Origin of the sequence: Kitasatospora sp. NPDC088861 (genome assembly GCF_044750105.1) — a bacterium.
Taxonomy (GTDB): Bacteria; Actinomycetota; Actinomycetes; order Streptomycetales; family Streptomycetaceae; genus Kitasatospora.
The window spans coordinates 68,214-81,525 of the sequence record NZ_JBIVJF010000019.1; the positions used below are offsets into that span (position 1 = coordinate 68,214).

The window sequence follows — 13,312 nt, forward strand, 5'->3', positions numbered from 1 at the left end:
CCGGTGCGTGCTACTAAAGGACTATTCAGTCCGACCGGGTGGCCGGGTCCTGGCCGTCGTTTCCGGCCGCCCGGTTCGCGGCCTCGGCGGCGCGGTCGCGGGCGATGGCGTCCCGTCGGGCGCGGCAGTACCAGAGGCCGATCAGGCCGAGCAGGCCGCCGGAGAGGCAGATCCACGGCCAGGTGCCGTGGCCGTGGTCGGAGAGGGTGCCCTGGAAGGGGAGCAGCGCCAGGAAGGCGACGAACCACAGCACCGTGCCGCCGCCGACGATGGCGACGTCGTTGGCCTCCAGCGGAGGGGGCGAGGGGTGCAGCGGCTTCTTGGGCATGGGGCCTAGCGTACGGTGCGGCGGCCGGCCCTCAGGGGCCCTCGGGCTTCTACGCGCGAAGATAGCGCGTGTGCGATCGGGAAACCATACTGAAAACTCCCCGCCCGGCCACCGTCGCCCCGGGCGTCCCCCCTCCTCAGCTCCCCCACAGAGGACGCACGCATGCCTGTGGTCCAGCCGACCACCGAGTCGCCCGAACCCGCCTCCAGCGCCCCCAAGCCCCCCGCCGGCGCCCTGGACCGCTACTTCCGGATCAGCGAGCGCGGCTCCACCCTGCCGCGCGAGATCCGCGGCGGCGTCGCCACCTTCTTCACCATGGCGTACATCCTGGTGCTCAACCCGATCATCCTGGCCAGCGCCACGGACATGACCGGGGCCCACCTGGACAGCGCCCAACTGGTCACCGCCACCGCCCTCACCGCGGGTCTCACCACCCTGCTGATGGGCGTGATCGGCAACGTCCCGATCGGCCTGGCCGCCGGCCTCGGCGTCAACACCATCGTGGCGCTCCAGCTCGCCCCCAAGATGACCTGGCCGGACGCCATGGGCATGGTCGTGCTGGCCGGCTTCGCGATCATGCTGCTGGTCGCCACCGGCCTGCGCGAGCGGGTCATGAACGCCGTGCCGCTCGGGCTGCGCAAGGCCATCGCGATCGGTATCGGCCTGTTCATCAGCCTCGTCGGCCTGGTCGACTCCGGCTTCGTCAGCCGCATGCCGGACGCCGCGCACACCACCGTCCCGCTGCAACTCGGCGGCAGCGGGCACCTGCTCGGCTGGCCGGTGCTGATCTTCGTGTTCGGCCTGCTGCTCACCCTCGTCCTGCTGATCCGCAAGGTGCCCGGCGCCATCCTGATCAGCATCGTGGTCAGCACCGCGCTCGCCGTGGTGATCGACAAGCTCGTCGACGTCCCGGCGCTCAAGTGGGGCCTGACCGTCCCGGCCTGGCCGGGCAACCCGGTCGCCGCCCCCGACTTCGGCCTGGTCGGCAAGGTCAGCCTGTTCGGAGGCTTCGAGAAGGTCGGCGTGCTGACCGGCGTGCTGTTCGTCTTCACCGTGCTGATGTCCTGCTTCTTCGACGCGATGGGCACCATCCTCGGCGTCGCCGACGAGGCCCACCTGCTCGACGAGAACGGCGACCTGCCGGGCATCAACAAGATCCTGATGGTCGACGGCATCGCCACCGCGGCCGGCGGCGCCACCTCCGCCTCCGCGAACACCTGCTTCGTGGAGTCCACCGCCGGTGTCGGCGAGGGCGCCCGGACCGGCTTCGCCTCGATCGTCACCGGCCTGCTCTTCGTGGTCGCGCTCTTCCTCACGCCGCTCGCCACCATGGTCCCGGCCCAGGCCGCGACCCCGGCCCTGGTCACCGTCGGCTTCCTGATCCTGGCGGGCTCGATCAAGGAGATCGACTGGTCGGACCACACCATCGCGATCCCGGCCTTCCTGACGATCGTGATGATGCCGTTCACCTACAGCATCACCAACGGCATCGGCTTCGGCTTCATCGCCTTCTGCGTCCTGCGCCTGGCCGCCGGGCGCGGACGCAGCGTGCCCGTCCCGCTGTACGCGGTGGCGGCGGTGTTCGCCTTCTACTACCTGATGCCGGCCCTCGGCCTGCTCTGACGCCGTACCGCTCCACCGGCGGCCCCGTCCTCTCCCCCTGGGGGAAGGGCGGGGCCGCTGCCGTTCCCGGGGGCGCCTTCGATCCCGGGGCCGGTGGCCCTGGGGTCGGCCGTCGGTGGACGCAGAGCTGCAACCGGTCGTACCGGTTTCGAGGGGGCGGAGCGATCGCCGCCGGGAAGAATGTCAAAAAGGGGCCTGTGTAGCGAAGTTGACGGAGGGAATACTGCCTGGACGGACACGGGGAGGGGGCTCGACCGATGGTGCAACAGGATCCGCCCGGGGGAGACGAGGCGAAGCTGCTGCCGGAGCTGTTCTGGACGGCGGACAAGGCCTCGCTGGACGGCCAGCGCGAGACGCTGCGCTGGTACCGCGGACTGATCGCCATGCTGGTGATCGCCGCCGTGATCGGCTCGTTCCCCGGGCCGAAGGACCGCGGCTCCTTCGACAGCGTGCCGCTGTACTCGGTGGGCGCCTTCCTGATCGCCGGCTACTTCTGGTCCCGGCTGCGCCGCAGCAACCCGCAGGGCCGCTGGTACGAGGCCCGGGCGGCGGCCGAGTCGGTCAAGACGCTGGCCTGGAAGTACACCGTCCGGGCCCGGCCGTTCGACGGTGAGGCGGAGTCCGCGGACGTGGACCGCGGCTACCTGCTCCAGGTCGAGGACGTGCTGCGGGCCTTCGAGGACCCGGAGATCGTGCCGCCCGGCACCGTCCCCGAGATCACCCCGGAGATGCGGCGGATGCGGGCCGGCAGCCTGACCGCCCGCCGCATGCTCTACCTGCGCACCCGGGTCGAGGGCCAGCGCACCTGGTACCGCGCCCGGGCCGAGGCGTGCGAGACGCAGGCGGTGTCCTGGGGGCTCGGCATCGCGGCGCTGATCATCATCGGCGCGGCGGCGGCCGTCGCCCAGGCCACCGGCGCCCTCCAGGTGCACGTCTTCGGCGCCAGCTCGGCCGCGGCCGCCGCCGTCATCGCCTGGACCCAGCTCAAGCAGCTGCGCCCGCTGGCCGCCGCCTACCAGCTGGCCGCGCGCGAACTGGAGAACGTCGGCAACCAGCTCTCCGACCTCGACCTCAAGACGCCGGACGCCGAGGCGCGCTGGGCCCGGATGGCCGCCGAGGCGGAGGACGCGGTGTCCCGCGAGCACACCACCTGGCGGGCCCGCCGGGCGTTTCCGAGGTAGCGGCCGGGGCCGTCGACGCCGGGGATCGGCCGGGTCTGTCGCTGCCGTCAACTCAGGGGAGGGGCTGGGGAGATCCGGCGAAGCGGACGCCACGCCGAGGGCACAGGTGTGCGGAGTGCGTGAGGGTCGGGCGGGAAGGCGTAGAACGTAATCATTACGTGTCCATGCCCTGGTTTCATCGCCTGCGCGCGACCCCAGTCCCTGTCCGGAGGCCCTCTTGCGCATTCTCCTGATCGCCAGCGCGTTCAACAGCCTGACCCAGCGCGTCCACACCGAGCTGCGCGGGCGCGGCCACCAGGTCGCCGTCCAACTCGCCCTCGGCGACGAGGCGATGAGGACGGCGGTGGACCGTACCGACCCCGAGCTGATCATCTGTCCGATGCTCACCAAGGCCGTCCCGCAGGACATCTGGTCCACCCGGACCGTCCTGATCGTGCACCCCGGGCCCCAGGGCGACCGCGGCCCCTCCTCGCTCGACTGGGCGATCGCCGAGGGGGCGGACCGCTGGGGCGTGACCGTCCTCCAGGCCGTCGAGGAGATGGACGCCGGTGACATCTGGGCGTCCGTCGAGTTCCCCGTCACCGGCTGCGGCAAGAGCGAGCTGTACCGGGGCGAGGTCGCCGACGCCGCCGTCGAGGCCGTCCTGCTCGCCGTCCAGCGCTTCGAGGGCGGGCTGTTCACCCCCGAACCGCTCGACTACGACCGGCCGGACGTCCACGGCAGGCTGCGGCCCCTGCTGCGGCAGGACGCGCGCCGGATCGACTGGGCCGCCGACGACACCGCCACCGTGCTGCGCAAGCTCCGCGCCGCCGACTCCCAACCCGGCGTGCTCGACGAGCTGTTCGGACGCGAGTACTTCCTGCACGGCGGCCACCCCGAGGACGAGCTGCGCGGCCCGGTGCCCGGCGCCGTGCTCGCCACCCGCGACGGCGCGATCTGCCGTGCCACCGTGGACGGCGCGGTCTGGATCCCCCAGCTGCGCCCGCGCCGCACCCCGGGCGGGCCTGCCACCTTCAAGCAGCCGGCCGCGACGGTGCTCGCCGGCCGCCTGCACCGGGTCCGCGAAGTCCCGGTGACGCCGACCTCGGCGGCCCACCGGGACACCTGGTCGGAGCTGCGCTACCGCGAGGAGGGCGACGTCGGCTACCTCGAATTCGCCTACGCGGGCGGGGCGATGAGCACCGGGCAGTGCCGCCGGCTGCTCGCCGCCTACCGCGAGGCCGCCGGCCGGCCCACCTCGGTGCTGGTGCTCGGGGCGCCCCGGGACTTCTACTCCAACGGGATCCACCTCAACGTCATCGAGGGTGCGGCGTTCCCGGCACTGGAGTCCTGGGAGAACATCAACGCGATGGACGACCTGGTCCACGCGGTCCTCACCACGACCGACAAGCTCACCGTCGCCGCCCTGGCCGGGAACGCGGCGGCCGGCGGCCTGATGGCGGCCCTCGCCGCCGACGAGGTGTGGTGCCGGGAGTCGGCGGTGCTCAACCCGCACTACCGGCTGATGGGCCTCTACGGCTCCGAGTACTGGACGTACACCCTGCCGCGCCGGGTCGGCGACGAGCAGGCCGCGCGGCTGACCACCGAGGCGCTGCCGGTCGGCGCCGAACACGCCCGCCGGATCGGCCTGGTGGACCGCACCTGCGGCGGGGACGCGGCGGCCTTCCGGCGCTGGGTGGTCCGGGAGGCCGCCGCGCTCGGAGCCTCGCCCGAACTCACCGGGCGGCTGGTCGACAAGAAGCGCCGCCGGTCCGCCGACGAGGAGGCGAAGCCGCTGGCCGAGTACCGGGCGGAGGAACTGCGGCGGATGCACGCCAACTTCTACCGGGCGGGCGAGCCCTACCACGCGCTGCGGCGGGACTTCGTGCACAAGGTCTGCCCGGTGGCCACGCCCGCGCACCTGACCGGGCTGCTGGGGCGGCCGGAGTGAGGCAGGGGTGGTCGCGGGAGCGAGGCGGGGGAGGTCGCCGGAAGTGAGCCGAGGGCGCCCGGCCGGGGTGGGGGACCCGGTCGGACGCCCTCGGGGCTTGGGGGGGGGGGTGGGACCCGCCCGGCTCAGCGCCTGACGCCGGCCTCGTCCCGCCGCCGCGGCTGGCGCGGGACCAACGGGGCCGCCGGGCCGAGCAGGAGCGGCTGCGTGGTGCCGCGGCTCGGCGAGACCGCGAAGGCCAGCGAGCCGAAGAAGACGTAGCAGCCGAGCCCGACCCCGAGCGGGAAGATGAACTGCAGCGCCATCACTCCGCCCTGGGTGGAGTGCGAGAAGTCGAGCCGCACCGAGAGCGCCGCCATGCCGGTGTAGTGCATCGCGCACACTGCCACGCCCATGACCGGCGCGGCCGCCAGGACGGCGAGCGTGCCGCGGATGTTCAGGGTGGCCCACAGCGCGGCCGTGGCCGCGAACACGGCGATGGCGACGGACAGTCCGACCGTGAGCCGGTCGTAGCCGAGGTGGCCGGGCAGGACCATCGCGGCCATTCCGAGGTAGTGCATCGCCGCGACCCCGAGGCCGGTGGTCAGCCCGCCGGCCAGCAGGGACAGGACAGGCCGGCGGCTGTACCCGACGGTGAACAGGCCGATGCCGACGACGGCGATGGCGACCAGCAGGCTGAGCACGGTCAGTCCGGGCCGGTAGCTGATGTCGACCCCGGTGACGGAGAAGCCGAGCATCGCGATGAAGTGCATGGACCAGATCCCGGCGCCGAGCGAGGTCGAGGCGAAGAGCAGCCAGAGCACCCGGGTGCGGCCCTGCGAGACGAGTGCCCAGCGGGCGCTGCGCAGGGCGACGAAGGCGCCGAGGCAGGCGACGAAGTACGAGACCGCCGGTGTCACCCAGCCGTGGTCGGCATGATGGATCTCACCCAAGAGAGCTCCCAGGACGGATGCGGGGGAGGAAGGGCGCCAGGCCTCGGGCGGACACGGGTGGTCGGGAGGGAACGCGGCAACGGGCGCGGGAACGGCGCCGCCGAAGGGAGACCTGGCGTGTGGTGCCCCTGACAACGGGGGACAGTAACCACTACCGGACGGTCGCACAAGGTTCGCGCTTTTCGTGAAGTCCCTGGTCAGGATGGACCTTTACGCGGTCTGCATGATCTTGGCACCAACTCCTGACACCGCCTGCGCACGGCCGCCGGGCGGTTCGTCCGTTACTCCGGGTTCGTTACTCCGGGTTGGTCACTCCAGCGGGGCTAGCCCGAACGGGTGGCCGGCCGGGTCGATCAGCACCTTGAGCGTCCGGCCGTGCTGGTACGTCGGCTCGGTCGCGCCGAGCGCGAGCGCCTTCGCGATCGCCTCGTCCAGGTCGTCCACGTAGAAGTCCAGGTGGAAGTGCTTGCCGCCGTCCGGCTCCGTCCACGGCTCCGGCCGGTAGCCCGAGACCCGGCCGAAGCCCAGCGGGCTGCCGCCCTCCGGGTTGTCCAGGATCGCGAACTGCTCGTCCAGGTGGCGGCTCTCCCAGCCCAGCAGCTCGCCGTAGAACCCGGCCAGCGCGATCGGGTCGGCGCAGTCGATGGTGACCATGGCGAGGCGGGCGAAGCCGGTGTCGTCCGGCTCGGCGGCGAGGCCGGAGGCGGGGTCGGCGGCGAGGTCGGACATGTCTGGTCGGCCCTTCCAGTCGAGATCATTCGAGACCCAGCACCAGCATCGCACCGGGCCGATCTTCCGGCGCGCGGTGAACGGACGGGGCCGGCGGGGTGGACTGGGAACGCATTTTCCTTAGCGAGAGTAATGACGTAAGCTAAAGAACATGCCCGAGATGTCCGAGCAGGACCTCGCAGCGATCAATCAGCTGCGATCGTCCACGATGCGCCTCTCCCGTCGACTCAAACACCAGCGGGTCGAGGAGTCGCTGAGCCCCACCGAGATGGGGGTGCTCGGCACCCTCGCCAGATGCGGAAAGGCGACACCGGGTGAGCTCGCCCGGAAGGAGCACGTGCAGCCGCCCTCCATGACCAGGATCGTCGCGATGCTGGAGGAGAAGGGGCTGGTGCGGCGCGAGCCGCACCCCGAGGACCGCCGCCAGGTCGTCGTCAGCAGCACCGAGCAGGCCGAGGCGATCCTCGCCGAGAGCCGCCGTCGCCGCAACGTCTGGCTCGCCGAGCTCGCCGAGGGGCTCGACGAGGAGGAGTGGGCCGTCCTCCGGGAGGCCGCGCCCGTGCTCTACAAGCTCGCACACCTCTAGGCACGCCGACCCCGGCCCGCCGGCCGGGAGAAGAAGGAGCACCGCATCACCGCAGGACCGACCACCGAAACCAGGAGCACGACGGCCGCAGTTCGGGCCGCCGCGCCGCGAGGGGAGACCACCGTGACACCGCCGGCCGCAGCCAGCGCCGCCGCCATCCGCACCGACGACCAGACCACCGACCCCGCCGCGGCAGGCGCCGCGGCCGCCGACCTCCAGGCGCCCGCCCCCACGGGGCTGCCCGGCAGCGGCGACGACGACCCCGACGAACGCACCGCGGCGGACGACCCCGCCGCTCCCGGACGCACCCACGCGTCCACGTCTCCCGCAGGTGCCCGCTTCACGAGGCCCGGGGGGATGTTCTCCTCCCTTCGCGTTCGCAACTACCGCTACTACTTCGCCGGCCAGGTGGTGTCCAACACCGGTACCTGGATGCAGCGGATCGCCCAGGACTGGCTGGTCCTCAGCCTCACCGGCAGCCCCCTCGCGGTCGGCATCACCACCGCCATGCAGTTCCTGCCGATGCTGCTGCTCGGCCTGTTCGGCGGCGTGCTCGCCGACCGGATGCCCAAGCGCCGGCTGCTGATCTACACCCAGGGCGCCATGGGCCTGCTGGCCGCCGGCCTGGCCGTCCTGACCATCGGCGGCGTCGTGACGCCGTACTACGTGTACGCCTTCGCGCTGCTGCTCGGCCTGGTCACCGTGGTCGACAACCCGACCCGGCAGGCCTTCGTGTCCGAGATGGTCGGGCCCAAGGACCTCGCCAACGCGGTCAGCCTGAACGCCGCCAACTTCCAGACCGCCCGGCTGGTCGGCCCCGCCGTCGCGGGCCTGCTGATCGCCGTGGTCGGCAGTGGCTGGGCGTTCGCCGTCAACGCGCTGTCCTTCGCCGCCGTGATCGGCGGGTTGCTCGCCATGCGGGAGAGCGAACTGCGCCCGACCGAGCCGATCGCCCGCGAGAAGGGCCAGCTGCGGGAGGGCCTGCGCTACGTCAAGGAGCGGCCCGAACTGCTCTGGCCGATGGTCCTGGCCGGGTTCATCGGCACCTTCGGCTTCAACTTCCCGACGCTGCTCTCCGGCTTCGCCTACGACACCTTCAAGGTCGGCGCCGGCCAGTACGGCCTGCTGAACACCGCGATGGCGGTCGGCTCGCTGGCCGGCGCGCTGCTCGCCGCCCGCCGGGGCGTGCCCAGGCTGCGCCGGCTGGTGGCGGCGGCGCTGGCCTTCGGCTCGCTGGAGGTGGTGGCCGCGTTCGCGCCCGACTACTGGACCTTCGCGGTGCTGCTGACGCTGATCGGGGTGTTCGGACTCAGCTTCAACACCTCCGTCAACTCCACGCTGCAGCTGGCCACTGACCCCGCGATGCGCGGTCGCGTGATGGGCCTGCTGGTGCTGGTCTTCACCGGCGGCACGCCGATCGGCGCCCCGATCGTCGGCTGGGTGACCGCCTCGTACGGGCCCCGGCTCGGCCTGCTGGCCTGCGGACTGGTGTCCGCGCTGGCGGCCGGCGTGGTGGGCCTGGTGCTGGCCCGCAGCGCGGACCTGCGGGTGCGGTTCGACCTGCACCCCGGCCGTGGCGGCCGGGTGGTGGCCTTCGTGCCGCGGACCGTCACCGCCAACAAGTCGGAGCTGGCGCCCGCCTGCTGACGAGGCGTCATGCCCCGGGGCGGTGGTCCGCCCCGGGGCTTCGGTGCAGGGTCGAGGGTCAGAGCCGGATCGCGAGGACCTGACCGGGCCAGACGCCGTCCGGCTGCTCGACCTCGAAGGACTCGGTCTCGGTGAACCCGAATGCCCGGTACTGGCCGACCAGCCTGCGGTCGGCGCCCGCGTAGCAGTCCACCCGCAGCAGGCCGAGGCCGCGCCGGCGGGTCTCCTCGACCGCGTCGGCGATCAGCGCGGCGCCGATCCCCGAGCCCTTGCGGCTGCGGTCGGTGACCAGGATGCGGACGAACAGCTCGGGCTCGTCCACCGGGGGGATGTACTTCCCCCGCTGCTCGGACAGCACGCAGCAGCCGATGGCGCGGCCCTCGGCGTCCTCGGCGAGGCGGATCAGGAACGGTTCGGCGGCGTACCCGGCGACCTGCTCGACCCGGGCCGGGATGGTGCTGAAGGGCTGGTCCCCCCACTGGCCGGTGCGGCCCTGGCCGGCCAGCCAGCCCACGGCGCCGTCGAGCAGGGCGAGGATGTCGGGAATGTCGTCCGGTCCCCCGGTGCGGATCTTCATACGAAAGGTTCTAGCCCAAACGGCCTCGCGCGGGAAGATGTCCCCATGAGGCTCTTCGTGGCGGTCCTGCCGCCGGTCAACGCGCTCCAGGGGCTGTCGGACGCGGTGGCGCCGGTGCGCGGGCTGCCCGGGGCGGACCGGCTGCGCTGGACCACCGTCGAGGGCTGGCACCTGACCCTGGCCTTCCTCGGCGAGGTGCCGGCCGAGGAACTGCCGGAGCTGGAGGCGGGCCTGGCCGCCGTCGCCGAGGTGCATCCGGTGCACCGGCTGCGGCTGTCCGGCGCCGGGCGGTTCGGCGACCGGGTGCTCTGGGCCGGGGTGGAGGGGCAGACCTGGGCGCTGCGCAGGCTCGCCGAGGCCGTGTCCGAGGCCGCCGCCGGGGTGACCGGGGAGGTCGACGCCTTCACCTTCCACCCGCACCTCACCCTCGCCCGGGCCGGCTCCTCGCGCGGCCACCGGCGGGCCGTCCAGCGGCTCGCGGCGGCCGAGCTGGACACCCTGGCGGCCGCGCTGGCCGGCTACCGGGGGCCCGAGTGGGAGGCCGCCGAGCTGCACCTGATGCAGAGCGACCTGGACGGCGGCTTCGCCCACTACTCCTCGCTGCGCGCCTGGCCGCTCGCCGACTGGAGCTGAGCCGGGGCGCGCCCGGGTCCGGGGCGGGGGGGGGTGGGTCCGGGATGGCCGTTGGGCCCGGGGTGGCCGTTGGGCCCGGGGCTCCGATCCGTCGGCGGATGGTCCGGAGGTACGCTCGTTGACCGTGGATCCCAAGACTCGTATGCGTATCGTGACCGGCACCCTGGTGCTGCTGCTGGTCGTCGTGCTGATCAGCTCGATGGTCGGCGGGTAGCCGGGCCGGCGGGCACGCCTACCCGGCCCGGTGGGTCGACCCCGCCGCAACGGCTGAGGGCCACCGCCCGGAGGCGGTGGCCCTCAGCCGTGCACGGGATCGCTCAGAGCTGCTCGACCACGTAGTCGATGCAGTGGGTGAGCGCCTCGACGTCCGCCGGGTCGATCGCCGGGAACATCGCGACGCGCAGCTGGTTGCGGCCCAGCTTGCGGTACGGCTCGGTGTCCACGATGCCGTTGGCACGCAGTGCCTTGGCGACGGCGGCGGCGTCCACCGACTCGTCGAAGTCGATGGTGCCGACCACCTGGGAGCGCTCGGCCGGGTTCGCCACGAACGGGCTGGCGTAGGAGGACTTCTCGGCCCACGCGTACAGCCGGGACGAGGAATCAGCCGTACGGGCGACGGCCCAGTCGAGCCCGCCGTTGCCGTTCAGCCATTCCAGCTGGTCGGCCAGCAGGAACAGGGTGGAGATCGCCGGGGTGTTGTACGTCTGGTCCTTCGACGAGTTGTCGATGGCCGTCGGCAGGTCGAAGAACGGCGGGATGTACCGGCCGGAGCCGGCGATCTCGGTGGCGCGCTCCAGGGCGGCCGGGGAGAACGCGGCCAGCCACAGGCCGCCCTCGGAGGCGAAGGACTTCTGCGGGGCGAAGTAGTAGACGTCGGTCTCGGTGATGTCCACCGGCAGGCCGCCGGCGCCCGAGGTGGCGTCCACCAGGACCAGCGAACCCTCGTCCGCGCCCACCGGGCGCTTGATCGGCATCGCGACGCCGGTCGAGGTCTCGTTGTGGGTGAGCCCGTAGACGTCGACGCCGGCCTCGGCGACCGGCAGCGGGTGGGTGCCCGGGGCGGTCTTGATGACGCTCGGCTCGGCGAGCCACGGCGCGGCCTTGACCGAGGAGGCGAACTTGGAGGAGAACTCGCCGAAGTCCAGGTGCTGGGACTTCTCCCGCACCAGGCCGAACGCGGCGATGTCCCAGAAGGCGGTGGAGCCGCCGTTGCCGAGGACGACCTGGTAGCCCTCGGGGAGCGAGAAGAGGCTGCTCACGCCCTCGCGTACGCGCTTGACCAGGTTCTTGACCGGGGCCTGGCGGTGTGAGGTGCCGAGCAGGGAGGTCTGGGTGGCGGCGAGGGCACTCAGGGCCTCGGGGCGCACCTTGGACGGTCCGCAGCCGAAACGGCCGTCTGCGGGCTTGATGTCAGCGGGGATCTGGATCTGAGCCACGCGCGCAGCCTACCGGCCGGGGAGCCGCCCGGGGTACGGTCGTCCGCCCGCTGAGACTGTGATCTTCACGGCTCCCAGCTGCGGAAACAGCGGGCCCGACGGAGGTCGGACCCGCTGCTCAGGGGTGGTGCGGACGAGGGGCGCCCGGGGCGCTCGGGGGGCGTTCGGCGGGCGCTCGGGGGCGCTCGGCGGGCTCAGTGGCCGATGGCGTCCCAGCCCTCGATCTCCTCGGGGCGGCGCGGGCCGGGGCCGATGTAGCGCGCGGCGGGGCGCACGAGCCGGCCGGTGCGCTTCTGCTCCAGGATGTGCGCCGACCAGCCCGCGGTGCGCGCACAGGTGAACATCGAGGTGAACATGTGCGCCGGCACCTCGGCGAAGTCCAGCATGATCGCGGCCCAGAACTCGACGTTGGTGGCCAGCACGCGGTCGGGGCGGCGGTTGTGCAACTCCTCCAGCGCGGCCTTCTCCAGCGCCTCGGCGACCTCGAAGCGCGGGGCGCCGAGCTCCTTGGCGGTGCGGCGCAGCACGCGGGCGCGCGGGTCCTCGGCGCGGTAGACGCGGTGGCCGAAGCCCATCAGGCGCTCGCCGCGGTCCAGCGCGTTCTTGACCCAGGTGGTGGCGTCGCCGGTGCGCTCGATCTCCTCGATCATGCCGAGCACGCGGGACGGCGCACCGCCGTGCAGCGGGCCGGACATCGCGCCGACCGCGCCGGAGAGCGCGGCCGCCACGTCGGCGCCGGTGGAGGCGATGACGCGGGCGGTGAAGGTGGAGGCGTTCATGCCGTGCTCGGCGGCGGAGGTCCAGTAGGCGTCGATGGCCTTGACGTGCTTCGGGTCCGGCTCGCCGCGCCAGCGGATCATGAACCGCTCGACGACCGTCTCGGCCTTGTCGATCTCGCTCTGCGGGACCATCGGCAGGCCCTGGCCGCGGGCCGACTGGGCCACGTAGGACAGCGCCATCACGGCGGCGCGGGCGAGGTCGTCGCGGGCCTGCTCGGCGGAGATGTCGAGCAGCGGCTTGAGGCCCCAGACCGGGGCGAGCATGGCGAGCGCGGACTGCACGTCGACCCGGATGTCACCGGAGTGCACCGGGATCGGGAACGGCTCGGCGGCCGGCAGGCCGGGGTTGAACTTGCCGTCCACCAGCAGGCCCCAGACGTGGCCGAAGGAGACGTGGCCCACCAGGTCGTCGATGTCGACACCGCGGTACCGCAGCGCGCCGCCTTCACGGTCGGGTTCGGCGATCTCGCTCTCGAACGCGACGACTCCCTCAAGCCCGGGTACGAAGTCGGACATACGACGGCTCCTTCAGTTCTGCGATCGGCGCTGCGCCGTGGTGGGGCGGCGCGCCAGTGACCGAATGGTGGTTGGCACTCGGTGCCAGAGTGACAGGCACCGGGTGCATTGCGCCATACACCACCATGGTGATGTTGCGCTTGGGCCCGCTTGACTTTTCCGCCGAGGGTCGGTCGTGCCCGGGAATCTCCGGAACCAAACGCCTGGTTCGGGACAATTCACCGTACGGGGGGCGGTCGAGCGGTGGCGGGACACCTTATCTCCCACCGGGGTTTGTCCGGAGGTAGCGGTGCCGGTTGCTTGTCGTACGGGATGATGTTGACGTGCAGACCCCGGAACGCGCCCAGTCGACGCCCCTGAGCCCCGCCACCCGGATCCTGGCCGACGATGCCCGGCCCGGACCGGACCTCACCGT

General features: G+C 72.6%; 12 protein-coding genes. 6 read left to right on the top strand and 6 right to left on the bottom strand.

The window, feature by feature from the left end:
• Window positions 1–25: 25 nt before the first annotated feature.
• Window positions 26–328, bottom strand: coding sequence for a DUF2530 domain-containing protein (locus ACIP37_RS26900; RefSeq protein WP_363584948.1), 303 nt, complete (start codon window positions 326–328; stop codon window positions 26–28).
• Window positions 329–490: 162 nt separating this feature from the next.
• On the opposite strand from ACIP37_RS26900, the gene ACIP37_RS26905 reads away from it, so the two are divergent.
• The 3 genes from ACIP37_RS26905 (at window position 491) to ACIP37_RS26915 (ending at window position 5,062) form a co-directional block, all read left to right on the top strand.
• Window positions 491–1,951, top strand: coding sequence for an NCS2 family permease (locus ACIP37_RS26905; protein ID WP_363584950.1), 1,461 nt, complete (start codon window positions 491–493; stop codon window positions 1,949–1,951).
• 257 nt (window positions 1,952–2,208) lie between these two features.
• Window positions 2,209–3,132 carry a DUF4231 domain-containing protein gene (locus tag ACIP37_RS26910; RefSeq protein ID WP_350877520.1) on the top strand — a complete coding sequence of 308 codons (924 nt, stop codon included), beginning with the start codon at window positions 2,209–2,211 and terminating at the stop codon, window positions 3,130–3,132.
• A 217-nt stretch (window positions 3,133–3,349) separates the two neighbouring features.
• Window positions 3,350–5,062, top strand: a complete 1,713-nt coding sequence (locus ACIP37_RS26915) for a hydrogenase maturation protein (RefSeq protein ID WP_363632244.1) — start codon at window positions 3,350–3,352, stop codon at window positions 5,060–5,062.
• A 125-nt stretch (window positions 5,063–5,187) separates the two neighbouring features.
• On the opposite strand, the gene ACIP37_RS26920 is transcribed toward ACIP37_RS26915, so the two are convergent.
• Window positions 5,188–5,994, bottom strand: coding sequence for an MHYT domain-containing protein (locus ACIP37_RS26920; protein WP_363584956.1), 807 nt, complete (start codon window positions 5,992–5,994; stop codon window positions 5,188–5,190).
• Between the two features lie 309 nt (window positions 5,995–6,303).
• Window positions 6,304–6,723: a VOC family protein gene (locus ACIP37_RS26925; protein ID WP_363584958.1), complete on the bottom strand. Its 420-nt coding sequence runs from the start codon at window positions 6,721–6,723 to the stop codon at window positions 6,304–6,306.
• Between the two features lie 151 nt (window positions 6,724–6,874).
• On the opposite strand from ACIP37_RS26925, the gene ACIP37_RS26930 reads away from it, so the two are divergent.
• Together ACIP37_RS26930 and ACIP37_RS26935 are read left to right on the top strand one after the other, a co-directional pair.
• Entirely contained in the window at window positions 6,875–7,309 is a 435-nt protein-coding gene (locus tag ACIP37_RS26930) for a MarR family winged helix-turn-helix transcriptional regulator (RefSeq protein WP_063348195.1), read from the top strand.
• A gap of 357 nt (window positions 7,310–7,666) precedes the next feature.
• Window positions 7,667–8,956 carry an MFS transporter gene (locus tag ACIP37_RS26935; RefSeq protein WP_350877760.1) on the top strand — a complete coding sequence of 430 codons (1,290 nt, stop codon included), beginning with the start codon at window positions 7,667–7,669 and terminating at the stop codon, window positions 8,954–8,956.
• A 58-nt stretch (window positions 8,957–9,014) separates the two neighbouring features.
• Here ACIP37_RS26935 and ACIP37_RS26940 read toward each other — a convergent pair whose 3' ends face one another.
• Complete coding sequence (locus tag ACIP37_RS26940) at window positions 9,015–9,533, bottom strand: GNAT family N-acetyltransferase (protein ID WP_400808811.1); 519 nt, start codon at window positions 9,531–9,533, stop codon at window positions 9,015–9,017.
• 45 nt (window positions 9,534–9,578) lie between these two features.
• Between ACIP37_RS26940 and thpR the strand changes: the two genes are divergently transcribed.
• Complete coding sequence (gene thpR / locus ACIP37_RS26945; RefSeq protein WP_400808808.1) at window positions 9,579–10,166, top strand: RNA 2',3'-cyclic phosphodiesterase; 588 nt, start codon at window positions 9,579–9,581, stop codon at window positions 10,164–10,166.
• Between the two features lie 317 nt (window positions 10,167–10,483).
• Here the strand turns inward: thpR and serC are convergent, their stop codons facing one another.
• A complete protein-coding gene (gene serC / locus ACIP37_RS26950; protein WP_363584964.1) occupies window positions 10,484–11,602 on the bottom strand; it encodes a phosphoserine transaminase in 1,119 nt (372 codons plus the stop codon).
• A 194-nt stretch (window positions 11,603–11,796) separates the two neighbouring features.
• Window positions 11,797–12,897: a citrate synthase 2 gene (locus ACIP37_RS26955; RefSeq protein WP_350877533.1), complete on the bottom strand. Its 1,101-nt coding sequence runs from the start codon at window positions 12,895–12,897 to the stop codon at window positions 11,797–11,799.
• Between the last annotated feature and the right edge of the window lie 415 nt (window positions 12,898–13,312).